Genomic DNA, 23,078 nt, shown 5'->3' with positions numbered 1-23,078 from the left:
TTCAGGCGCTTGCGATGAAGGCGCGTCGGTCCGTCAAGGTGCGCAGCCTTCGCCCGCCTTGCCTTCCGGATTGTTGGCCCGCTCCATTTCGCACGTGCGCTGCTGCGTCATGGCGCGCAGGCATTCGGCACCTTCGATGCGGCTGATCGTGCCCTGGCCGGCGCCATAGAACCTGCAGTTGGCGTCGCGATACGTGATCCACGCCCGCTGCGCCGATTTGAGCGGTGCGCGCTGCGCGGGATCGCTGCGTTTGGTCAGCGCCTGGTAGGCCGTATTCAGCCGCCCATCCCACACCTTCGCGCGTTCGGCCACGCATTCGGCGATGCCCATCGTGGTCTTGGCGCTGCATTGTTCGTAGTCGGCACCGTACATCTGCGCCGAGGCGGCGCTGGTGGCCACGGCCGATCCGCCCGCCGCCGGAGGGGCGCTGGAAGAGGCAGCAAGCAATGTTGCCGGTGCGCTGATCAGTGTCAACGTCAATGTGGATAGTGCAATGGCGTAACGCATGGGACACTCCTTTTTAAGTACGACTATGCCACGACCGCCCAATGCCCACCAACGCGACGGGCGATCTAATCCGGCCACAATGCAGGCCGTAACCATGCATGAATCTGATGGAGCGTGACATGACCGACGCGATTGCTGCCCGCGCCTGCACCCCTTGCCGCCGCGACGCCCAAGCCTTGACGCCGCAAGCGATCGCGCACGATCTGGCTCACCTGCCGGAGTGGGCATTGCTGGATGACGGACGGCGCATCGAGCGCCGATATCGCTTCAAGAACTTCGCGCAGGCCCTGGCGTTTGCCGTGACCGTGGGCGCCGCTGCCGAGGCGGAGGATCACCATCCCGACATGGGACTGGGCTGGGGCTGGGCGACGGTGTCGTGGCAGACCCACAGCATTGGCGGCCTGCACGGCAACGACATCATCATGGCAGCGCGTACCGACGCGCTATACGTCGCGCACCAATGACACCGTCCACCTCCCTGGATTAACCCCAAACCGTATCGAAAATGCGCCTTGCGAAAAATAAATGCGAAAAACACTTGCGCACCTATCTACTAGTAGGTAATATTCAACACATGGACAACGCAATGCGAGCAACACAGCAAAGCGCTCAGACCCACGGACGGCACCAAAAAGTCCGTTTTTATTTCCCGGTTTACCTACCTAGTAGTAGATACAACGAAAGCATCATCTTAACCGTATAGGACACCATCATGAAAACCATCACCTCCGCCCTGTTGATTTCCGCCTCCCTGCTGGGTTCCAGCGCTTTTGCCGCCGGCCCCGCCCCGTCTGGTGAGTTGGACTACCCGCCTGCCATTGCACAAACCTCGACGCTCTCGCGTGCCGATGTGGTCGCGCAATTGCACGCCGCCCAAGCCGCCGGCCAAGTGACCTTCGGTGAAAACGATGCCCCGGTGCTCGCCACCAATCAAGGCGCCACCGCCACGCGTGCCGAAGTGAAAGCCGCCGCCCGCGATGCGCGCGCCGAAGGCCCTGTGTCGTTCAGCGGTCAAGGTTATCCCCAAACCGGCGGCGCTTGATCGTGCTTTATTTTTCCCTCGAAACCTATCTACAGATAGATAGCTTTCGAGGCGAACACCCACCCGCTACATGCATGAATCCGATTCCCCCTATTTCTGGAGTGTCACCATGAAGACCCTTTTTTCCGCCCTGCTGCTTTCCATGACCTTTGCCGGTAGCGCCTACGCCGCTGGCCCCGCCCCTTCGGGCGAACTGGACTATCCGCCCGCCACCGTCAGCACGTCGAGTCTCACTCGCGCGCAAGTCGTTGAAGAACTGCGGGTGGCACGCGCCAATGGCCAAGTCACCTTCGGTGAACTCGACCAGCCTGCAGCGCAAACGCACGGCACGGCATTGACACGCGAACAGGTCCGCGCCGAAACCGCCCAGGCACGCGCCAATGGCGATATCGCCTTCGGCGAACTGGACTATCAAGGCAATCGCAGCTAATCGACGCGGCACCCTTTGCGCCGCAAGGAGCCGATCATCATGAATTCCCCCACCAACACGCGCGACCAGATCGTGGCGTTGGCCCAAACGCTTATTCAAACACAAGGCAGCAACGGGTTCAGCTATCGCGATCTGGCGGCGCGGATCGGCATCAAGACGTCGAGCATCCACTACCATTTCCCGCAGAAAGAGGACTTGCTGCTGGCGGCCGTTGAGGATTACCACCAGCGTTGGCACGTGGCCATTCGTGGGATCGATCGTCAGTTGCCCGCGGACGAGCAATTGCGGCAGTACATCGCCATGCAGCACAGCGCCTGTCGCGACTCCGGCAGCGTGTGCCTGGCCGGTGCGTTGGCGGCAGACGTCGGCTCGCTGCCGCCCGCCGTGTGCGAGGCGTTGCAGGCGTTTTACCGATCGAATGAAGATTGGCTGGAAGGCTTGCTGCGGCAGGGTCAGGACGACCACGCGTTGCGTTGCCCGAAAGATGCGAAGGCAGGGGGACGCGCGCTGTTTGCAGCGATCCAGGGCAGCCTATTGGCCGCCAGATTGTTTCATAACGAAGCGCGCACGCAGGACGTGGTGGCGGGGATGGTCAACGACCTGGTCAGGCAGCTGCCGACTGTGCATCCGGCTGGCCAACCGGCCGTTCAACCTGCACCGACGCCATGACATCGTTCAGGCGGCTGGCATTTTGAAAGAGGCGGCTGCTCATCAGGCCGCCTTGAAACGCAGCAAACAACCAGCGGCCGTCGCTTTCGCAATCGCCTGATGTTTTGAGCGTGCCATCGGCTTGCGCGCGTGCCATGACCTTGGCGAGCCAGGCTTCGTGCACGCGATAAAAGGCTTGCAAGGTCTGGCGCGAGCGCTCCGAGAGCGACGCCAGATCCGCGGCCAATGTGCCGCACAGGCAGATCTGGTCGCTGGGCGCGTTGGAAAACAACTGCGCATAGCGATCCAGCTGTTCCTTGGCGGATAGCGTTTCGTCGATGGCGTTGATGTTGGCGCTGACGCGCGCCGCGTAATCGCTGACGACTTCCAGCAGCAGATCTTCCTTGGTGGGGAAGTAGTAATGGATGCTCGCAGTCTTGACACCCACGTGCTCGGCCAGATCCCGGTAGCTGAAGCCGTTATAGCCCCGTTGCCGGATCAGGATCTGAGCGTGGTTCAACAACTGCTCGCGCGTGGTGGCGGTATTCATGCCTTGATGCTACCTACTACTAGATTGGGACGCAAGTCCACATCCGTGACAGGGTCTACCGACTCGACGCGCTATTCGTGCGCCGTGGGGTTGCCCAGGCTTACACCCAGGGTCGCCAGCGCGTCTTCCAATGCCGCACTGGGATACGGCTTCTGCAGGAACAACATTCGGCTGTCGGCCGGAAAACTCGCCTTCAGCTCGGGCGCGTGATAACCGCTGGCCATCACGATCGCCAGATCGGCGCGTAGCGCCAGCAGTTGGTGCGCCAGCACGTCGCCCTTCATATCGGGCAATCCCACGTCCAGAATGATGGCATCGAACGGCTCGGCCTGCATGAGGCTCAAGGCTTCTGCGGCGTTTTCGGCTTCGGCCACCTCGTAGCCGGCATCCTCGAGCGTTTCCACCGCAATCATGCGAATCATGGGCTCGTCGTCCACGACCAGCACGCGGGGAATGGCATGTGAGCGACCGGGCGCGGCCTTGGAGGATACGGGCGTCGTTTCGGCGAGCCCGGCAGATTCGACGGGTTGAGTGGGCGCTGAGGTGACGTCAGGCGCAGCGGCGTCGGCAGATCCGGCGAGCTCGGCAGCTTCGACCGCATCCAGCATCACCCGGACGCGATTGGCCAGGGCCACGAATGTGAACGGCTTGGACAGCAATTCCACACCCGCTTCGAGCCGGCCGCCGCGCGTGACCGGTCCTTCCGCATAGCCCGACGTAAAGAGCACCGGCAGTTCCGGCCGCACCGCATGTGCGGCTTCGGCCAGCTCGCGGCCATTCATGGCGCGCGGCAAGCCCACATCCGTAAACATCAGCGAGATGCGTTGCGCGCTCTGGATGATGGCCAAGGCCGCGTGACCGTCAGCCGCCTCGATCACGTCGTAGCCCAGGTCGCGCAGAATCGCCGTCGAATGCGCCCGCACGCCCTCGTCGTCTTCGACCACCAGAATCGTTTCGCCCTTGGCGATCAGCACCGACGGATCGGTATCGGGTTGAACAGGCGCGGCCACGTCCACACCTTCAAGGCGCGGCAGATAGATGTCGATGCGCGTGCCCTGCCCGAGTTCGCTATGCAGGTCGATGTGGCCACCGGATTGCTTGACGAAGCCGTACACCTGGCTCAAGCCCAGGCCAGTACCCGACCCGATATCCTTGGTGGTGAAAAACGGCTCGAACACCTTATCGATGATTTCCGGCGGCATGCCCGTGCCGGTGTCGGCAATGCTCAGCAGCACGTATTGGCCGGCATCGATACCCTTGAACGGCGGCGTGCCATCGCGGGCAATCTCGGCGTTGGACGTGGTGATGCTCAGCCGGCCACCGGCGATCATCGCGTCGCGCGCGTTGACCGCCAGATTGAGCAAGGCGTTCTCGAGCAAGTGCGGATCGGCGCGGGTGAACCACACACTCGGAGCCAGATCGGTGTAAATCTCGATCTGCTCGCCCAGGGTGCGAAACAGCAGTTCCGACATGCCCTGCACAAGCTGGTTGGGATCGATCTGACGCGGGCGCAACGGCTGGCGGCGGGCAAAGGCAAGCAACCGCTCGGTAAGCGCCGCAGCGCGTTGCGCGCCTTGCTTGGCATGTTGCAACGCCTTGACGATGCGTTCATCGCCCGTGGCACCGGCCATGCCGCTCAGTCGCCGCTCGAGCGTCTCGACATTGCCGAGAATGACGGTGAGCAGGTTATTGAAGTCGTGCGCCACGCCGCCGGTCAGTTGCCCGAAAACTTCCATCTTCTGCGCCTGGCGCAGTTGATCTTCGGCCACCACGCGCGCGTTATCGGCGTCCACACGCTGGTTGAACTCCTGGCGCAACCGCTTGTTGCTGTCGCTCAGCTCGGCGGTGCGCAGGGCAACCATGTGCTCCAGGGCATCGCGGGTGGTCTTGGTCTCGGTGATGTCGATGTTGACGCCGGTGTAGCCCAGCAGTTGCTGGCTGCCGTCGAAACGGGGCGCGCCATCGCACTTCAACCACCGGATGGCGCCATCCCGGTCGTACACCCGGACTTCGAACTCGAATCGCGTGCGTTCGGCCATGGCCTGACGAAACTTGGCCGAAAACGCTTCCACGTCATCGGCGTGCATGACGCGGCGCCACCCGCTTTCCAGCATTTCACCCGGCGCAATACCGAAGATGTGCTCGAAATGATGATTGGCGAACGTGACGGCGGCCTTCTCATCCGTGGTCCAGATCAGCGCGGGCGCGCTGTCGGCCATCACGCGGAAACGTGCTTCGCTATCGCGCAACGCATCTTCGATGCGTTTGCGCTCGCGCCGGCCTTCCGCCTCGGCCAATGCCCGTTGGGCAGCCGCCCCGAGACGCTCGAGCCGCTGCTTCATCACATAGTCGATCGCGCCTTCCTTCAGCGCGGCGATGGCGAGTTCTTCGCCGACCACGCCGGAGACGATGATGAAAGGAATGTGCTGTGCCTGGATGCGCGCGAGCTTCAGGGCCGACAAGCCATCGAAGGTGGGCAAGGAAAAGTCCGACACGATGAGCTCGATGTCACCGGCGGCCAGGGCAGCCTCGAACGACTCGCGATCGCTCACCCGATGCGTGATGGTGTCGGGCAGCGCCTCACGCAGCTGAAACGTCATCAGCTCCGCATCGAGATCGTTGTCTTCGAGAAGCAGAATACTCACGGGTCGCCTCTGGTACTGCGATCAGACGGGTTGCACGGGGCCGCGGGAAGGCACCTGGTTGAGAATCGCCCAAAACATGCCGAGGCTTTGGATGGCTTCGAAGAACTCGGTGAACTCGACGGGCTTGACCACGAACGAATTGACCCCGAATTGATAACTGCGCACGAGGTCGCGCTCTTCGCGGGAAGACGTGAGCATGACGACGGGAATCTGGCGCTGTTCGGGATCGGATTTCAACTTCTCCAGCACTTCGAGCCCATCGACCTTCGGCAACTTCAGATCGAGCAGGATCACCGCCGGATCGCCGGCCGGCCGCTTGGCGTGCGTGCCGCGGCGATAGACATAGTCGAGTGCCTCCGCACCATCGCGCACCACGGTGACCTCATTGGCGATGTTGCACTGCTTCAAGGCCGCCAGGGTCAACTCGATGTCGTTGGAATTGTCCTCGACGAGGAGGATAGGCCGTAGATCGTTCATGTGTTCGTTTGCTGGTTCGGAAGCGCAAAGGTAAAGCGCGCCCCCTGGTTAATCGTGCTGTGGGCCTCGATTCGCCCACCGTGTTTTTCCACAATCCGCTTGGAGAGCGCAAGACCGATGCCGGTTCCTTCGAAATCCTCGGGCCTGTGCAATCGCTGAAAGACGCCGAACAGCTTACCCACATACTCCATCTCGAAGCCCACGCCATTATCCGAAACCGTATACACCGTTTCGTCGCCAACGACCTCGCCCGTGATCCGGATCACTGCGGGATCGGCGTGCCGCGAATATTTGGCGGCATTGTCCATCAGATTGAACAAGGTTTGGCGCAGGTAGTTCTGATCGCCCCATGCACGGGGCAAACGATCGACCTGCCATTCGATCCGCCTGTCTTTGTTGGCGAAAGTGATCGTCTGACGGGCCTCATCCACCAGCTTGTTCATATCGACGTCACCGTGCGACAGCGCTGCGCGCCCGAGATGCGAAAACCGCAGCAGGTCATCCACCAGCGTGCCGGCCGTGATGGCTGCCGCGACGATATTGGCCAGATAGTGCTGCGAGGTCTCGTCCAGCCCGGTGGCGCGACGCTTCAATAATTCTGCGAAGCCCGCAATATGCCGGAACGGCGCCCGCAGATCGTGCGATACGGAATAGGAAAACGATTCGAGCTCGGCATTGCTGCGTTCGAGTTCGTCCGTCATTTCGGCGCGTTCTTCGGCGCGCAGCAGAACGAAGCTGATCAGCGCATTACGCAGATCGGCCACCGCCTCGACCTCCGATGCTCGCCAGGGCACGGAGCGCTGACGCAGTTGCTCCTGCCAGGCAGCAAACGACTTGCGCGGATGCAGCCGACCGTTGGACGGGTCCATCGGCTTGTGTGGATCGCCGCTCCATTTCACTGTGCGCACGACTTCGGGGCGAAACCAGAGGATGAAACTGGCGTGCAGCTGCGAAATCGGCACGGCGATCAAACCGCTGGCCTTGTCGGCAAAGGCGTCGGCGCCCGGCATCGCGCCGCTCAGATGATCGGTGGCGAAGGGGCGCTCGATCGCCTGGTGCTCAAGCCAATCCACAATGGCGGCGATCTGCGCCACAGAGGGCGTTTCGCCGGCTACATCGATGCGGCCCTGATCGACGATGGCCACGCCCTGCGCATTGGCGAGCCGCAACCACAAATCGGGCGTTTCGGTCATGCCGATCTGCAGGGACGAGGCCCGGGACAGCTTGGCCACCAACTCGGTTTCGATGTGTTTGGTGGCGAGACGGCGGGCATTTTCCAGCACCCGGTGCGTGGCACCGATCTGCTGCGCGACGATGCGTCCCAGAAACTCGCACGCCGCCCTCACCTGGGGCCCGACGGCCTTGGCTGTAGCGTTATGGCATGAGATGAGTCCCCACAAGCGCCCGTCGATCACCAGCGATACCGACATCGACGCCATCGTGCCCATGTTGCGCATGTACTCCACGTGCACCGGGGACACGCTGCGCAGATTCGCCGCCGACAAATCGATCGGCGCGCCGTCCAGTAGTGCCGGCGTCAGCGGCACCGGCGCATAGTCGGCATTGGGAATCAGGCGGACCCGATTCGAGACATAGAGTTCGCGCGCCTGCGGCGGGATATCGCTCGCGGGGAAGCGATGGTCCATGAACCCGGGCAGCGTACCGTCGCCGTTTTCACCGATGACCGTGCCGTGCCCATCCTCATCGAAGCGATACACGAGCACGCGGTTGTAGCCTGTGATGCCGCGGATTTCCTCGGCCGCTTTGGCGGCGATGGCGCCGATGCCCGATTCCGGCTCCAGATTGTCCAAAAAAGTGCGCATCCGCGGGTAAAGCGCCTCGAGCGTTTCCGTATCGCGCGGTTGCACCACTTCAAATTCGCACAGCAAGCCCTGGGAGGTGCGGTGGACAGCCAGTTGGAACGAATGGTTGTTGAACGCAATGGCGCGCACGAAGTGCGTCTCGCCAGATTGGGCCCAGGTGGCCACGGCGTCGAGCACCAGCTGCGCCTCGGCCGCATTGTTGCCGACGTGCAGACACTCTCCCACAGCAGCGCAATGCCCAAGCATCTCGGCGCAATTCGCACTTGCGCTCAGGACGCGCAGCGCCGTGGGCTCCACCAGCACCACCGCACCGTGCGGCTGCACGGCGCCTGGAATGCGGATCGGCTCCTCGGCGCATTGATCGATAGCGGTCGGATTGAGCGAGAACGAGATAAATCTTCCCCTGATAGATGGCGGCAAGCGTGCATACGAGGCGGCGACGACCACGGATGCGCAAAAGCTGAAAGGATACCGTACCAACGATTTCCAACTTGCAACAAAACACGTCGGAAACCTCCTTATTCCCCTGGCCTTCACCTGACAAAAGGTTTAAATTGCCGTGCTTGTAATTTTCGTGAAAGGTTTTACAGAACGGCCCGGAGCCGTCGCTTTCACAGCCTGTGCCACCGTGTGGGGAGGGGCCTGGGTCAAACGATTCGTTTGAATGCAGTATTTGGAGAAGCAAAGAAGTGATGTTCAAGAAAACCGCAGCAGCAATCCTCTTATCGTTCCCGTTGTATGCCGTACCGATGGCCGCCCACAGTGCCGCCGGCCCCGTGGTGGCCCACGGCACCACGCCCACGATGGGCAGCGTGCTCACCGACGGCGCCGGCAAGACGCTCTATGTGTTGTTGAGCGATTCCAAGAACGCCGATGAGCAGAAGGCCGCGCTCGCCGCCTGCGACAAGGCCTGTCAGGACAAATTCATACCGGTAGCGACCACCGGCCGCCCGTTGGGACTAGCGGTGATCCCGGGATTCCTCGGTAGCGTCAAGGGTGCCAGCGGCGCCGAGCAAGCCACCTTCCGCGGCTGGCCGCTCTATACGTTTGCCGACGACACGGCGAAAGGTCAGGTCAACGGCCAAGGGTTCAAGCAAGCCGCTTATGTGATCTCGCCCGTCGGCGAAGTCAACCGCGCCGCCCCCAAGGCTGTGGCCCGCGCGGGTGCAGCCGTTGCGAAAAAACCGGTCGACACGGCATTGATGCCGATCGGCCAGGAAAAATACGCAGCCACCTGTGCCGGCTGCCACGGCGCCAACGGTCAAGGCGCATTCGGCGCCGCGCTCGCGGGCTTTGCGCGATTGGGCGAAGACGACGCGTTCATCAAGCAGATCCTGATCGGCAGCGGCGATATGCCCGGCTTTGCCGGCGCGATGGACGATCGCGAGATCGCCGCCGTGGCGACCTACGCGCGCAACAGCTGGGGCAACGAGTTCGGCGGCATCACGCCCGAACAAGTCAAGGCCCTGCGCTGATTTCGTCTTCTCGACCCTTCGTTAGAACACTAAGCGCGGCCCGCCGCGACGCTGCCGGCACCGTCCGGCTCGCGCGCCGCCGACGCCAATGGAGCTTTACATGAAATTGCTGAATCTGATTCTGGCCGCCAGCGCCGGCATCCTGATTGCGCCCACGGTTACCGCCGCCGACGCGCAGAAATTCAATCCGATCACCGACAAGGACATCCTCGAGCCGTCGCCCAACGACTGGCTGATGTGGCGTCGCACGGTCGACAACCAATCGTTCAGTCCGCTCAAGCAGGTGACCACCGAGAACGTGAAGTCGCTGCAAATGAAATGGTCGTGGGCCCTGCCCGACACGGGTCTGCAGGAAATGGCGCCGCTCGTGCATGACGGCGTGATGTATCTGGGCATCAACCGCGGCATCGTGCAGGCGCTGGACGCCACCACCGGCGACATGCTGTGGGAACACCGCCAGGCATTGCCCGAATTCAAGGGCGGCTACCAGGCCAGCCAGCAAGACCGTCAACGCAACAACATCGCGTTGTACAAGGACAAGGTCTACCTGACGACGCCCGACGCCAAGATCGTGGCGCTGGATGCCAAAACCGGCAAGGTCGTGTGGGACGTGCAGGCGCACGATTGGGAAAAGGGCTTCAGCTACACGGCCGGCCCCCTGGTCATCAACGGCAAGATCTTCACGGGCATTTCGGGCTGCAGCATCACCGGCACGGCCGGCGGCTGCTTCATCACGGCGCACGACGCCGAGACGGGCAAGGAATTGTGGCGCCTGAACACCCTCTCCAGCGATGTGGATCCCGCGATCGACAAGACCTGGGGCGGCTTGCCGCGCGAGAACCGCTATGGCGGCTCTCCGTGGATCACGGGCGCCTACGACGCCAAGCGCAACATGCTGTACTGGGGCGTGGGCATGCCCGCACCGTGGTCGGAACAACTGCGCGGCTCGGGCGACGGCTCGGCGCTGTACACCAACTCGACCCTGGCGATCGATGCCGACACCGGCGCGGTCAAGTGGTATTACCAGCACCTGCCGCGCGACGACTGGGACTTGGATAGCCCGTTCGAACGCGTGCTGGTCAACAGCGAAATCGCGCCGAAAGCGGCCGACGTGAAGTTTCTGGCCAAGGACGTGAAGCCGGGTCAGAAGTACGACGTCATCGTCACGGTGCCGGGCAAGTACGGCACGGCGTTCGTGCTCGACCGCGACACGGGCAAGCTGCTGTGGGCACGCGACACGGCCTATCAAAACGTGATCAAGGGCTATACGGATGACGGCCATGCCATCACCAACGATGCCCTGATCGCCAAGAAGCTCGACGATTCCCCGCTGATCTGCGGCGGACGCGGGCTGGGCAAGCTGTGGATGGCCGGCGCCTACAGCCCGTTGAACAACACGTTCTACGTGCCGTTGAGCGAATCGTGCCGCACGATCACCCCGCGTCCGACCGAAATGCGCGAAGGCGAAATCATCGGCATGCAGTCGTCGGGCAAGTCGCAATACGCGCCGGGCGAAGACAGCACCGGCCGCATCTACGCGGTGGATGTGAAGACGGGCAAGATCACGTGGGTGCGCAAGCAGAAGCCGATTTTCAGCTCGTCGTTGCTGGCAACGGCCGGCGGTCTCGTGTTCGGCGGCGACAGCGCCCGCGAATTCTCGGCTTTCGACCAGAAGACCGGCAAGACGCTGTGGAGCATCAAGCTGAACACGACGATCGGCGGTCACCCGACCACCTATAGCGTGAACGGCAAGCAATACATCGCCGTACCCACGGGTCCGAACGCGCAAACGGCTGCTGCCGCCGCAATCGATCCCGAACTGAAGAAGATCACCGAAGGCGGTAACTCGCTATTCATCTTCGCGCTGCCGTAAGGCAGCCCCGCCCTCCCCGCGCTAGCCGATCTGTTCGGCCAATGGCGCGGGGGGCGCGGACGCGTCCTGCGCGGCGTGCCACGCCGCCAGACCGCCCAATAGCGCATAGGCGCGGCGCACGCCGCTGCGCTGCAGCCGTTCGGCCAGCAAGGCCGCCGAGATTTCATTTGGACAGGCGCAATAAATCACCAAGTGGGTATCGTCATCGATCGCCGGCAAGCGATCGAGGGCGACTTCCTGCGTGACGGCAATGGCGCCCGGAATGGCCGGCAAGGCATCGTCGGCGCCACGCACATCGAGCACCACGACCGGCGCGCCCGCGGCACACAATGCCTGCAGGTCGGTCACCGAAAGCCGCGGAATACGCCGGCTGCGCCGCAACAGCCCACGCCGACGCCAGAATCGCCACGCGATGAACGCGGCCAGCGCGCCCACGACGATCGCGATGCCGATGGGCACATAGCTGGCCAACAGGGCCAGCATGATCTGCACGGTGTCTTGAAACACGATACCCAGCATCAGGGCCGATGCGACCCAGATCGCCGAACCCGCCAGGTCATAGAGCAGAAAGGTGCGGTAGCGCGTGCCGACGGTGCCTGCCATCAGGGTGGACAGCGCGCCGGCGCCAGGTAGAAATTTTGCGATCAGCAGAATCTTCGGGCCGACCTGAAGATACAGGTGCGTGCTCTTGCGGATGCAGGTGTCGGGCGACATCGATACCCTGCAAATCGTGCTCATCATCCATGCGCCATACCGCCGGCCGGCAAAATACCAAGCCGAATCGGCCACCACACAGGCCAGCACACCCAGCGCCAGAATCACGCCCGGCGTGGCGGTCACGGCATCCAGCGATAGTGCGCCTGCCACCACGAGCGACGGATAGGCAGGCACCGGCAGCCCGGCCTGCTCGACCAGCACGTTGAGAAACAACAGCCACAGCGCCTGGTTCGACAGCAGGGCATGAAGGACGTCCATCGCACATTCCTAATCAGTGAGCGTGAATTATCCGCCTCGCTCGATCGCCCACTGCCAATGCCGTCACGGCGATCAGGGTCTCTTGCGCGGCCGGGCCACGTCTGCCTAAAATCGATCCTGCAGATCTCCTGCCAACCGGACCATTCGCCCATGCGCTTCTAAGCCCTTTCAAGTTTTTCTCGTGTTATCGCTGCGCTTTCGCGCGGTACGACGACGTGTGCAACACCTTGTCTGGAGCTTCGTGCCTTGGCCGACCTCAACCCGCGAGCGGCAGCGCTCGTCATCGCTGCCCCCAACCACCCTCCCACCGATCGCTCGGCCCCCGAGACCTTTGCCGCCGCGTTGCGGCATGTGACGTTGCGCGCGCCCGACGGCCGCGTGCTGCTCGACGATCTCGACCTGCATCTGCCTGCCGCACGCGCTGGCCTGGTGGGCCGCAATGGCACCGGAAAAAGCATGCTGGCGCATCTGCTGACCGGGGCCGTCTTGCCCGATGCGGGCAAGGTCGTGCGCACCGTATCCGTGGCGTACGTGCCGCAGACGATCGTGCCCGGGCCGCAGGATACGGCGGCTTCATTGGCCGGTCTGGATGCCGTGTTTGCCGCGCTCGATCGCGTCGAACGCGGCATCGCCCATGCTGCCGATCACGAGCTGCTGGAAGGCCGGTGGGACATGACGGCGCACTGGGCGCGCAGTGTGGCCGCTGCTGGATTGCGCCCCCTCGATCCCAGTGCGGCCGCGACCACGTTGAGCGGCGGCGAATGCACCCGCGTGGCGCTGATCGGCGCCTTGCTGTCGGAGGCGGGGATGCTGATCCTTGACGAACCCACCAACCATCTCGATGCGCCCGCACGCGACTGGTTGCGCACGCAGCTGAAACGGTGGCGCGGCGCGGCGCTCGTCGTCAGCCATGACCGGGAGCTGCTCGACGACATGGACCGCATCCTGGAGTTGTCGCCAGCCGGGCTGCGCAGTTATGGCGGCAACTACAGCGCGTACCGCGACGCACGCCTGGCGGAGGACGACGCGGCGCACGCCGCATTGGCCCATGCGCGCAACGCCCGCCGCGTGGCCGACCGCACACGCCACAAGCAGCACGATGCGCAACTGAAACGCCAGGAGCGCAACACCCAAGCCGCCAGGACCGCCAACCTGCCCGCGATCGTACTGGGCCGACGCCGCGACAACGCGCAAGCGCATGCCGGGCGCGAACACGCGCGCGAAACCGCTGCGCAAATGCAACTGATGGAAGCCGTACGCGCCGCGGCGGCAGACGTAAACGCCACCGCCGAGGTGGCGTTGCTGTTGCCTGACACAACCGTCCCTGCGGGACGCCGCGTGGCCGAGCTGATCGATGCCGTGCCACCGTACCCAGATGACGCGCCCCCGCTCACGCTGACGCTCGTCGGTCCCATGCGCGTGGGGCTTGCGGGCCCCAACGGCAGCGGCAAAACCACGCTTTTGCGCCTGCTCGAAGGCTCGCTCGCGCCGCGCGCCGGGCGATGCGCCACCTTCGTACCGACGGCCACACTGGATCAGCATGCGCACGCCTTGCTCGCGCCCGAGCACACGCTGCTCCAGCAATTGGCGATCTGGGAGTGCCCGTTGCCCGACGGCGTACTGCGCAGTCATCTCGCCTTGCTGGGTCTCACGGCCGAACACGTCAACCGGCCGTCCGGCACCTTGAGCGGTGGCGAGCGGTTGAAAGCGGCGTTGGCCTGTGCGCTCTGGCGCAAGCACCCCGCGCAGTTGCTGTTGCTGGATGAACCCACCAATCATCTCGACCTGCCTTCTGTCGCGGCATTCGAATCGGCGCTGACGCACTTTTCAGGGGCAATGGTGGTCGTGTCGCACGACAGGCGGTTTCTGGACGCGTTGAATCTGACGCATCGGCTGGCACGCATCGACCACGCGTGGGTCATGCAGGCGGTATGACATCAAAGATGGTGCAGCATGCGTAGCGACCGCGCGTCTTGTTCACGCTGAATCTCGATCTGATGCATCAGCCAGGGCGGCGCGCCCACGTCACGCAAGGTGTCGCCGTCCAGATGCTGCAATTCGGTCATGGCTTCGGTCCAGGCACCATAGGGCCGCGGGGCGAAGATCGCGATGATCCGCCGCCATATTCGTACGAGCGCGCTGGGTGTGCCGTGCGCTGCGGGGGCGGGGGCAGCGGCTGGGCCGCCGCATGCGGCCACATTGGCGGGGATAAAAGCCATGATGTTCTCCTCGATGAACCATGTGGTAAGACTATTCGCCCAAACTCGTGTCGAAAAGCGCATTGTTCTACCCTACTTGGTCGGCTATGCTTACCAGTCCGCACTTACGGCGTTGCCATGTCCCGCCTGCCACTTGCCACCCTGCCCGCCTTCCGCGCCGTCGCCGAACTGGAAAATCTGCGTGCGGCCGCCGATCGTCTGCACCTCACGCACAGTGCCGTGAGCCAGCAGATTCGCGTACTGGAAACGCAGTTGGGGTTTGCGGTATTCGACCGCGGCGGGCGTCGGATCAAGCTGAACGCGGCCGGCCGGGTGCTGCTGCACAGTGTGCAAGGCGCGCTGACCCAGTTGGACGACGGCGTGCACGCGGCCGCGCAGGCGGCATGTGGCCTGGAGCAGCGACTGCGCGTGTCGGTGTTGCCGTCATTTGCGCAACGCTGGCTGCTGCCACGCATGCACCGCTGGCGCGATCGCCATCCCAAACTTGCCTTGGAGATCGACGCGTCGCAACAGCCCGTCGATTTGCAGCGCGAAGGCTTTCACGTCGCGCTGCGTCAAGGTGCCGGGCCCTGGGCCAATCTGATGTCGGAACGGTTGTTCGAAGGCGCGATGCCGCTGATCGTGGTGGGCTGCGCCATCGACGCGCGGCGCTTGTTGGGCGAACCCGCCGAAGCACTGCTGGGTGAACCGTTGCTGGGCGACGCGGAGGTGTGGCGCGCCTGGTTCGCTGCGGCCGGCGTGCGCGCGAACGTTACCCCGGTTGCGGTGTTCAACGACAGCGGCATGATGCTGCAGGCCGCGGAGCAAGGACTGGGACTGGCGTTGACGCGCGAGTTGCTGGCCGCCGACGCCTTGCACGCCGGGCGTCTACTGCGGCTCTCGCCGATATCGGTGGAGTATGACGTGGGGCACACCTACCACTTCGTTTATCCGCCCAACCTGCAAACGTGGCCGCCCCTGATTGCGTTTCGCACGTGGATACGCGACGAGCTGGCGTTGTCGCAGCAACGTTTGGAAGAAAACGCGCCGGCGGCTATGCCCCGTTGAATACCGGCATCTGCGTTTCGATTCGCCGCAGCAGTTCATCGGCGGCGCGCGACAACGGCCGGCCCAGGCGCACCATCAACCGGCATTCGGGCTCGCGGGCCGCCTTGTGATCCAGCGGAATGAGCACCAGATCGCCGTCGGCAATTTCGCGTGTGACGCCGATATTGGTCATTAACGCCACGCCCGCGCCGCTCATCACATATTGCCTCACCACCGCCAACGAGTTCGTGGTCAATGCCGGTGAAAGATGAATCTTTTCGGCAAACTCGATCACATCGGCGATCCGTCGCAAGCCATACGGCGCCGTCATCAGCGCCAACGGATACTTCAACGCCTGATCAAGTGTGATGGCGCCGCGGTTGCGGGTGAGCGGATGGCCGCGCCCCACCAGCACATCCACGGGCAAACCGCGTCGCATCCGGCAGCGGATCTCGGGATGCGTGGGCGGGTTGAACGCGATGCCGATATGCGCGCGATCGGTGCGCACGGCTTCGACCACCTCATTGACCGACTCGACGTTGATGCCGATCTTGATGCTGGGATGTTCGAGGCAGAACGGTCCCACGACGTGCTGCATCAAGGTGTCGATCACGCCCTCGCTGATCGCCATGTTCACATGGCCGCGTTGCATGCCGCGCAGCTCCTGCAACCGGTCGGCCAGATGCTCGTGCTGGGCGCGATAGCCGCGCAGAAAGTCTTCCAGCATCTCCGCCGCTTCAGTTGGCACCAGCCCGCGCGCGCGGCGCTCGAAAAGCGGCAGTCCCACTTCCTTTTCAAGCAGTTGAATCTGCCGGCTGATGACCGACGGCGCGGTATTGAGCACATCGGCCGCGCCGCGGATCGACCCACAGGCGATCACTTCATGGAAATACCGCAACCGGGTTTGACTGATGTCCTGCATGCGTACCGCGCCTTGTTCGACTGTTGCCCTGAAAGCAACGATAAGTGATTGCCGTGGTCATTGTCTATAACAGCGATCTTGCTCACCATGCGCCATTCGCCTCGCCAGAATCACATCAGTAAAAAGGGAAAACCGATGGCCTCCACCTCCGCCGCGCTGCACGCGGATCAGCCCGCGTCCGACGCCGAAACGCGCGCGCTTTATCGCAAGATCGGCTGGCGCCTGCTGCCGTTCCTGCTGCTTTGCTACACCTTTGCCTACCTGGATCGTGTCAATATCGGCTTTGCGAAACTCCAGATGCAGGCCGACATCGGCATCAGCGACGCGGTGTACGGCCTGGGCGCCGGTATCTTTTTCCTGGGCTATGTGATGTTCGAGGTGCCCAGCAACCTGTTGTTGGTAAAGATCGGCGCGCGCAAAACGATCAGCCGCATCATGGTGCTCTGGGGCGCCACCTCGGCCTCGATGCTCTTCGTGCAAGGCGAATACAGCTTCTACGCCCTGCGCTTTCTGCTCGGCATCTTCGAGGCAGGCTTTGCGCCCGGCATGATCTTCTATCTCACCTACTGGTACACGCAAAAGCGCATGGCCGGCGTGATGGCGGTCGTGATGTGCGCCGGCCCCATCGGCGGCATGTTCGGCGGGCCGGCATCGGCGTGGATCATGACGCGTTTCAACGGCGCGCACGGGCTCGAAGGCTGGCAATGGATGTTTCTGATCGAAGGCCTGCCCTGCATGGTGCTGGGCGCCATCGCCTTCTTCTACATGGTCGACAAACCGCAAGATGCCAAGTGGCTTTCGGCACGCGAAAAGACGCTGCTCGAACGCGACATCGGCGCGCGCAGCAGCGGGCAGGTCAAGCACGCGTTTCGCGATGTGCTTAAGGATCGCGGCGTATACGCCCTGGCCGCCACCTATTTCTGTTTGATCTGCGGGATCTACGCCGTGAGCTTCTGGCTGCCCACGTTGCTGCAAGCCACCGGCATCAAGGACACGATGCAGATCGGCCTGTATTCCGCCCCGCCCTATGTGGCCGCCATCATCGTGATGGTGTTGCTGGCACGCAGTTCGGACCGCATGCGCGAACGCCGCTGGCACGTGGCGCTGCCCGCCATCGCCGGGGGCGCGGCGCTTTGCCTGGCGACGGCCTTTCCGCAGCATTTCGTGTTCTCGATGATCGCCATCGCGGTGGCAACGGCATTGATGTGGGGCGCCTATACGGTGTTCTGGGCCGTGCCGTCGCAGTACCTTAAAGGCGAAGCGGCCGCGGGCGGCATTGCGCTCATCAACAGCATCGGCTTGCTTGGCGGCTTTCTCAGCCCCTCGTTGATCGGGTGGATCAAGCAGAGCACCGGGTCGCTGAACGCCGGTCTGTATTTCATCGCCGCCCTGCTCGTGGTCGGCGCTATTCCGATTATCCTCACCAAACACGCCCGCTAACGAAGTTCACGGAGTCGATATGCACATTCTCGTTGCTGGCTTTCAGCATGAAACCAATACCTTTGCGCCGTCGCAGGCCGATTACAAGAACTTCGTCAATGGCGAAGGCATGCCCGCCCTGGCCCGCGGTGCCGACGTCATGCCGCTGGCCGATACCAACATTCCCGCCGGCGGCTTCATCAAGGCCGCCATGGCGGCCGGCCACACGATCGAGCCTGTGATCTGGGCTGCGGCCAGCCCTGCGGCGCACGTCACGCGCAACGCCTACGAACGCATCGCCGGAGAAATCGTGGCGGCCGTGAAGGAGAAGACGTACGACGCGATCTATCTGGATCTGCATGGTGCCATGGTCACGGTCGACGCCGACGATGGCGAAGGCGAATTGCTCAAACGCGTGCGCGCCGCGATCGGCCGCGAGATCCCCGTCGTCGTCAGCCTGGATCTGCACTCGAACACCACAGCCGGGATGCTGAACGATGCGACAGCGCTCGTGGCCTATCGCACCTATCCGCATGTGGACATGGCCGAAACCGGCCGCCTGGCGTTCGTGCTCCTCGAAGACATCGTGGCGGCAGCCGCGCCCCTGCATACGCATGTGCGCCGTCTGCCGTTCCTGATTCCCATCAACGGCATGTGTACGCTGCTCGAGCCGGCGCAAGGCATCTACGCGCAACTCGAACAACTCGAGCAACGCCCCGGTATCGTGTCGCTGTCGTTTACGCCGGGCTTTCCGGCCGCCGACTTCGACGAGTGCGGCCCGGTGGTCTGGGGCCACGGCACGGATGCCGCCGCCGTGCAGGCTGCCGTCGAAGAACTCTACGACGCCGTGGCGGCCGCCGAGCCGCAGTGGGCAGTCGAGTTTCTGGCTCCCGCCGAGGCCGTCGGCCAGGCTCAGCAGATCGCGGCAAACGCCTCGCGTCCGGTGGTGATTGCCGATACGCAAGATAACCCGGGCGCGGGCGGCGACTCGAACACCACCGGCATGCTGCGCGCGCTCGTCGACGCCGATGCCCAGGGCGCGGCGATCGGCTTGATCTGCGATCCCCTCGCCGTGGCGCAAGCGACGGCGGCCGGCGTGGGCCAAACGCTAACGCTCACGCTGGGCGGTCAGTCGGGTGTGCCCGGCGACTCGCCGTTTACGGGCACCTTCAAGGTGGAAACGCTGGGCGACGGCAAAACCCGATTCGACGGCCCGATGATGCATGGCGTGCAGGTCAATGTGGGCCCGGTGGCGGGATTAAGCATCGGCGGCGTGCGCGTGGTGGTGAGCTCGGGCAAGTCGCAGATGCTGGATCGCAATCTGTTTCGCATCGGCGGGGTGGATCCCGACACCATGCAGATTCTGGTCGTGAAGAGCTCGGTGCATTTCCGGGCCGACTTCCAGCCCATCGCCGAAAAGGTGCTGGTGGCCAAGGCGCCCGGCCCCATGAAGGCCGATTCCGCTGACCTCCCGTGGCAACGATTGGCGGCTGGTATCCGCATCCGTCCCTTGGGCGCGCCGTTTGCGCCATCGAGCGACTTGCGGTGATTACCGCCCCGTCCTAAGCTGGCGCTGTCCGTTCCGAGACACGTGCGGACGGCGACCTACAGGACACGATGCCATGCGTTTGGACGACTCAAGAGAAAGCAGCAATGTCGAAGACCGCCGCGGCAGCGGACCGCGCATCGGGCGCGGCGGCAGCATCGGCATTGGCGGCATCGTGCTGGCGCTGGTCGCCATGTACTTTGGCGTGGACCCTTCCGTGGTGCTCAACATGGCCGAAGGGCCGCAAACGCAGCAGCAGGAATCACGGCCCATTCCGGCCAACGATCCCCAGGCGCAGTTCGTTGCCCGGGTGCTGGGCGAGACCGAAGACACGTGGCGTGCCGTCTTCAAAGAGCAAACCAACGGCAGCTATCGCGACCCCGGCCTGGTGCTTTTTACCGGCGCCACGCCCACGGCCTGCGGCACCGGCCAGTCGGCCATGGGGCCGTTCTACTGCCCCGCCGATCAAAAGGTGTACATCGATCTGAGCTTCTTCAGCGAATTGCAGAAAAAGCTCAATGCGCCGGGCGACTTTGCCCAAGCCTATGTGATCGCCCACGAAGTGGGCCACCACGTGCAAACGCTGCTCGGCACCTCGGCCAAGGTCGATCAACAGCGCCGGCAGGTGTCGCAGCAGCAGGCCAACCAATTGTCGGTTCGCATGGAACTGCAGGCCGATTGCTATGCGGGCATCTGGGCCAACAAGGCTCAGGCCGCACGCAAGATTCTGGATGATGGCGACATCGCCGAAGGCATGAACGCGGCCAGCGCCGTGGGCGACGACACCCTGCAACGCCGCAGCCAGGGCCGCGTGGTGCCGGATGCCTTCACGCACGGCTCATCCGCCCAGCGCGTGGCGTGGTTCAAACGCGGCTGGGAGTCCGGCCAGATGCGCAACTGCGACACGTTCGCCGCCAACGCGATGTGATCGCACGCGACCCGGCATCGTGCGATGTCGGGCCGTGCTGCGTGCGACGCAGCCTTGGGGCCAGGCCTACAGGGATGCCGCTTCGGTAGCCACCCCGTTCACGTCAGCCTCATGCTCGGACGCCTGCGACGCCAGGGCGCGCCGATAGTCGGCCAACTCGGCCACCGTCAGTGCCACCAGGCCATGCACCGCCGCATAGCGCGCAATCGCGTCGCCCCGCATCATCGTGCCGTCAGGGTTCATCATTTCGCACAACACGGCAGCCGGGCGCAGACCGGCCAGCACGGCCAGGTCGACTGAGCCTTCCGTGTGCCCGCGGCGCGCCAGCACGCCATCGGGTTGCGCCCGCAACGGAAACACATGCCCCGGGCTGACGATGCTGCCCAACGGTGCCGCGCGATCGAGCGCCGTGCGGATCGTGGTGGTGCGATCCAATGCGGACACACCCGTGGTAACGCCCGAACGCGCTTCGATCGACACGGTAAAGGCGGTGCCGTGACGGCTTTCGTTATTGGGCACCATCGGCCGCAGTTGCAGTCGCTCAAGATCTTCGTCGCCCAGGCACAGGCACACGATGCCGCTGCAATCGCGAATCAACTGGGCCATCACGGGAACGGTAATTTTCTCGGCCGCCACGATCAGGTCGGCTTCGTCTTCGCGGTCGAAGTCGTCCATCAAAATGACCGGACGGCCGATGCGCAGATGCTGCAAGGCACGCGCCAACCGCATCTCAAACGGCTGAGCAGCGATGGTGGCGTGTAGCGGAGGGGTAGCGGTAAAACTGGACATTGAAACGCTCTCGCAAAAGTCAGTGGCGAAAAACGTTTCAGGGCTGCGTGACTGGCCGCGCCCATAGGAAAAGATGCCGGGCAAATACCGGCATCCGCACCTGTGGCGCAAGGCTCATCTTCTCTCATCCGGACTATACCGTCGGCTCTGGTATCTCACCAGATCTGCTGACCCCGCACTCGTGGAAGTGCGGGCGCTCGCGGGCTTTGCCCCTGGGGGCTTACCGCCGGTGGGGAATCTCACCCCGCCCTGAAGACGCATAACGAGCCGAAGGATTCGGCCCGCGTCGAGGTTAGATCGAAAGACGGCAGGGCGTCAAACGCGCATTGGACATAAGCATATGGCGTGGCGCCACGCGTCCGCGTCGTCGTAGCCCGTGGCCGTAGCTGTAGCCGGCGTCAATCTTTGCAACCAAATAAAGTGCGCGCCATCGCTGCTCATTGCCGAATTTTCCGTTTTCAGGCGCGGTATTTGCCTAAGTCGGACTACGCGGGCGACGACTCCCTCATCGGCCATCCGCCAAAAATCAGATCCCGTATTCCTGGAGAAGTCATGTCTATGCGTTCATCCGTACCCGCCCAAACGACCGCACGTCGGCCCTTTGCGCGTCCGTTCATCCTGCTTGCCGGCGTGGCCGCCATCGCCAGCCTCGCCGCCTGCAGCGCCCCAGCCGACAAGCCCTCGCCCGTGGCCAATGCCGTGGCCAATACGTCGGCCGCGCTGCGCGCCGACGACGATATGAAAACGGTGCTCGATGCTTTCGCTGCACTCGATCCCAAGGCGATCGAGAAGATCAGCGTGACCGAAGCGCGGGCGCAGCCTACGTTTGCCGACGCCGTGAACAGCGTGCTGCGCCAACAAGGCCGCGATACGTCGCCCACCGCGCTCGTGCCGGGCGTGACCTCGCGCGACACCACGATCAAGACCGCCGCCGGCGCCCTGCCGGTGCGCATCTTCACGCCACAAGGTAAAGGCCCCTTCCCCGTGATCGTGTACTTCCACGGTGGTGGCTGGGTGATCGCCGACAAGGCGGTGTACGACGGCGGCGCGCGCGGCTTGGCCAAACAGGCCAATGCCGTGGTGGTGTCGGTCGACTATCGCCGCGCGCCGGAGGCGAAGTTTCCCGCCGCTTGGGATGACGCCTTGGCGTCGTATCGTTGGGTCGCGCGCAATGCCAAATCGATCAAGGGCAATCCGAAGCAACTGGCCCTGGCCGGCGAAAGCGCGGGCGGCAACCTTGCCGTGGCCACAGCCGTGGCGGCACGCGATGCGGGCCTGACCGCGCCGATGCACGTGCTGGCGGTATATCCGGTAGCCCAAACCGGCAGCCTGAATACGCCGTCGTACATCGAAAACGCCATGGCCAAACCGCTCAATCGTCCGATGGTCGAGTGGTTCCTAGACAAGCTCTTGAAGAGCCCCGCCGACAAGGAAGATACGCGACTGGACCTGGTGCATGCCAACCTGACGGGCCTGCCGGCAACCACCATTATCAACGCGCGGCTCGACCCGTTGCGCAGCGATGGCGCACAGTTGGAAGATGCATTGCGCCGCGCCGGTGTATCGGTCGAGCGCAAGGATTACGAAGGCGTGACGCACGAGTTCTTCGGCGGCGCGGCAGTGATCCAGAAGGCCCAGGAAGCACAGACGTACGCCGGTGAACGTTTGAAGCAGTCGTTCGGCAACTAAGGCGATCGCGCGGGCTCGCGCCTGCACCTGGCAAAGCACGGCCCACTGAACATGTGGGCCGCTTTTTTAACGGGCGTTGCCACCGGGGCATGCCT

21 protein-coding genes and 1 riboswitch are annotated in these 23,078 nt (G+C 63.6%); of the genes, 12 read left to right on the top strand and 9 right to left on the bottom strand.

Annotated elements, in window-relative coordinates:
• Positions 1-33: 33 nt before the first annotated feature.
• The gene (locus tag EYW45_RS05455; protein ID WP_161134332.1) at positions 34-507 is read right to left on the bottom strand and encodes a lysozyme inhibitor LprI family protein; all 474 of its coding nucleotides are present in this window, start codon (positions 505-507) and stop codon (positions 34-36) included.
• Positions 508-626: 119 nt separating this feature from the next.
• On the opposite strand from EYW45_RS05455, the gene EYW45_RS05450 reads away from it, so the two are divergent.
• From EYW45_RS05450 to EYW45_RS05435, 4 genes are all read left to right on the top strand, one after another.
• On the top strand, positions 627-971 hold the full coding sequence (locus EYW45_RS05450) for a 4a-hydroxytetrahydrobiopterin dehydratase (protein ID WP_161134331.1): 345 nt from the start codon (positions 627-629) through the stop codon (positions 969-971).
• A 248-nt stretch (positions 972-1,219) separates the two neighbouring features.
• Positions 1,220-1,549 (top strand): DUF4148 domain-containing protein, encoded by a 330-nt coding sequence (locus tag EYW45_RS05445; RefSeq protein ID WP_161134330.1) that lies wholly within the window; start codon positions 1,220-1,222, stop codon positions 1,547-1,549.
• Positions 1,550-1,658: 109 nt separating this feature from the next.
• The gene (locus EYW45_RS05440; RefSeq protein ID WP_161134329.1) at positions 1,659-1,979 is read left to right on the top strand and encodes a DUF4148 domain-containing protein; all 321 of its coding nucleotides are present in this window, start codon (positions 1,659-1,661) and stop codon (positions 1,977-1,979) included.
• A gap of 39 nt (positions 1,980-2,018) precedes the next feature.
• Positions 2,019-2,648, top strand: coding sequence for a TetR/AcrR family transcriptional regulator (locus tag EYW45_RS05435; RefSeq protein ID WP_161134328.1), 630 nt, complete (start codon positions 2,019-2,021; stop codon positions 2,646-2,648).
• Here EYW45_RS05435 and EYW45_RS05430 read toward each other — a convergent pair.
• The 4 genes from EYW45_RS05430 to EYW45_RS05415 all read right to left on the bottom strand — a co-directional run bounded on the left by EYW45_RS05430 (position 2,584) and on the right by EYW45_RS05415 (position 8,569).
• Positions 2,584-3,177: a TetR/AcrR family transcriptional regulator gene (locus EYW45_RS05430; protein WP_161134327.1), complete on the bottom strand. Its 594-nt coding sequence runs from the start codon at positions 3,175-3,177 to the stop codon at positions 2,584-2,586. The two genes, EYW45_RS05435 and EYW45_RS05430, sit on opposite strands and share 65 nt — an antisense overlap.
• Before the next feature lie 71 nt (positions 3,178-3,248).
• The gene (locus EYW45_RS05425) at positions 3,249-5,822 is read right to left on the bottom strand and encodes a response regulator (RefSeq protein WP_161134326.1); all 2,574 of its coding nucleotides are present in this window, start codon (positions 5,820-5,822) and stop codon (positions 3,249-3,251) included.
• Between the two features lie 21 nt (positions 5,823-5,843).
• The gene (locus EYW45_RS05420) at positions 5,844-6,299 is read right to left on the bottom strand and encodes a response regulator (RefSeq protein WP_161134325.1); all 456 of its coding nucleotides are present in this window, start codon (positions 6,297-6,299) and stop codon (positions 5,844-5,846) included.
• Entirely contained in the window at positions 6,296-8,569 is a 2,274-nt protein-coding gene (locus EYW45_RS05415; protein ID WP_202444586.1) for an ATP-binding protein, read from the bottom strand. The genes EYW45_RS05420 and EYW45_RS05415 overlap by 4 nt, the downstream gene beginning before the upstream one ends.
• 245 nt (positions 8,570-8,814) lie before the next feature.
• Between EYW45_RS05415 and EYW45_RS05410 the strand changes: the two genes are divergently transcribed.
• Both EYW45_RS05410 and EYW45_RS05405 read left to right on the top strand, forming a co-directional pair.
• Positions 8,815-9,597, top strand: a complete 783-nt coding sequence (locus tag EYW45_RS05410) for a c-type cytochrome (protein WP_161134324.1) — start codon at positions 8,815-8,817, stop codon at positions 9,595-9,597.
• Positions 9,598-9,697: 100 nt separating this feature from the next.
• A complete protein-coding gene (locus EYW45_RS05405; protein WP_161134323.1) occupies positions 9,698-11,470 on the top strand; it encodes a pyrroloquinoline quinone-dependent dehydrogenase in 1,773 nt (590 codons plus the stop codon).
• A gap of 21 nt (positions 11,471-11,491) precedes the next feature.
• Here EYW45_RS05405 and EYW45_RS05400 read toward each other — a convergent pair whose 3' ends face one another.
• A complete protein-coding gene (locus tag EYW45_RS05400) occupies positions 11,492-12,445 on the bottom strand; it encodes a VTT domain-containing protein (RefSeq protein WP_161134322.1) in 954 nt (317 codons plus the stop codon).
• 282 nt (positions 12,446-12,727) lie between these two features.
• On the opposite strand from EYW45_RS05400, the gene EYW45_RS05395 reads away from it, so the two are divergent.
• A complete protein-coding gene (locus EYW45_RS05395; protein WP_161134617.1) occupies positions 12,728-14,380 on the top strand; it encodes an ABC-F family ATP-binding cassette domain-containing protein in 1,653 nt (550 codons plus the stop codon).
• A 2-nt stretch (positions 14,381-14,382) separates the two neighbouring features.
• On the opposite strand, the gene EYW45_RS05390 is transcribed toward EYW45_RS05395, so the two are convergent.
• Positions 14,383-14,664: a hypothetical protein gene (locus EYW45_RS05390; RefSeq protein WP_161134321.1), complete on the bottom strand. Its 282-nt coding sequence runs from the start codon at positions 14,662-14,664 to the stop codon at positions 14,383-14,385.
• A gap of 117 nt (positions 14,665-14,781) precedes the next feature.
• Here EYW45_RS05390 and EYW45_RS05385 point away from each other — a divergent pair, with 117 nt between their 5' ends.
• The gene (locus EYW45_RS05385; RefSeq protein WP_161134320.1) at positions 14,782-15,711 is read left to right on the top strand and encodes a LysR substrate-binding domain-containing protein; all 930 of its coding nucleotides are present in this window, start codon (positions 14,782-14,784) and stop codon (positions 15,709-15,711) included.
• Here the strand turns inward: EYW45_RS05385 and EYW45_RS05380 are convergent.
• Positions 15,698-16,612, bottom strand: coding sequence for a LysR family transcriptional regulator (locus tag EYW45_RS05380; protein ID WP_161134319.1), 915 nt, complete (start codon positions 16,610-16,612; stop codon positions 15,698-15,700). The genes EYW45_RS05385 and EYW45_RS05380 overlap by 14 nt on opposite strands.
• Before the next feature lie 135 nt (positions 16,613-16,747).
• Here EYW45_RS05380 and EYW45_RS05375 point away from each other — a divergent pair, with 135 nt between their 5' ends.
• The 3 genes from EYW45_RS05375 to ypfJ all read left to right on the top strand — a co-directional run bounded on the left by EYW45_RS05375 (position 16,748) and on the right by ypfJ (position 20,505).
• On the top strand, positions 16,748-18,052 hold the full coding sequence (locus EYW45_RS05375) for an MFS transporter (protein WP_161134318.1): 1,305 nt from the start codon (positions 16,748-16,750) through the stop codon (positions 18,050-18,052).
• A 19-nt stretch (positions 18,053-18,071) separates the two neighbouring features.
• Positions 18,072-19,580: a M81 family metallopeptidase gene (locus EYW45_RS05370; protein WP_161134317.1), complete on the top strand. Its 1,509-nt coding sequence runs from the start codon at positions 18,072-18,074 to the stop codon at positions 19,578-19,580.
• 73 nt (positions 19,581-19,653) lie between these two features.
• Entirely contained in the window at positions 19,654-20,505 is an 852-nt protein-coding gene (ypfJ, locus tag EYW45_RS05365; RefSeq protein WP_161134316.1) for a KPN_02809 family neutral zinc metallopeptidase, read from the top strand.
• A gap of 66 nt (positions 20,506-20,571) precedes the next feature.
• Here ypfJ and ribB read toward each other — a convergent pair whose 3' ends face one another.
• Entirely contained in the window at positions 20,572-21,294 is a 723-nt protein-coding gene (ribB, locus tag EYW45_RS05360; protein WP_161134315.1) for a 3,4-dihydroxy-2-butanone-4-phosphate synthase, read from the bottom strand.
• Positions 21,295-21,406: 112 nt separating this feature from the next.
• Positions 21,407-21,555, bottom strand: a riboswitch (FMN riboswitch).
• Between the two features lie 291 nt (positions 21,556-21,846).
• Here ribB and EYW45_RS05355 point away from each other — a divergent pair.
• The gene (locus EYW45_RS05355) at positions 21,847-22,983 is read left to right on the top strand and encodes an alpha/beta hydrolase (protein ID WP_235938856.1); all 1,137 of its coding nucleotides are present in this window, start codon (positions 21,847-21,849) and stop codon (positions 22,981-22,983) included.
• Positions 22,984-23,078 lie beyond the last annotated feature (95 nt).

The organism is Schauerella aestuarii (assembly GCF_009866805.1).
GTDB lineage: Bacteria > Pseudomonadota > Gammaproteobacteria > Burkholderiales > Burkholderiaceae_B > Schauerella > Schauerella aestuarii.
The sequence above is the reverse complement of the archived record's forward strand: the minus strand, read 5'-3'. Positions and strand labels throughout refer to the sequence as shown.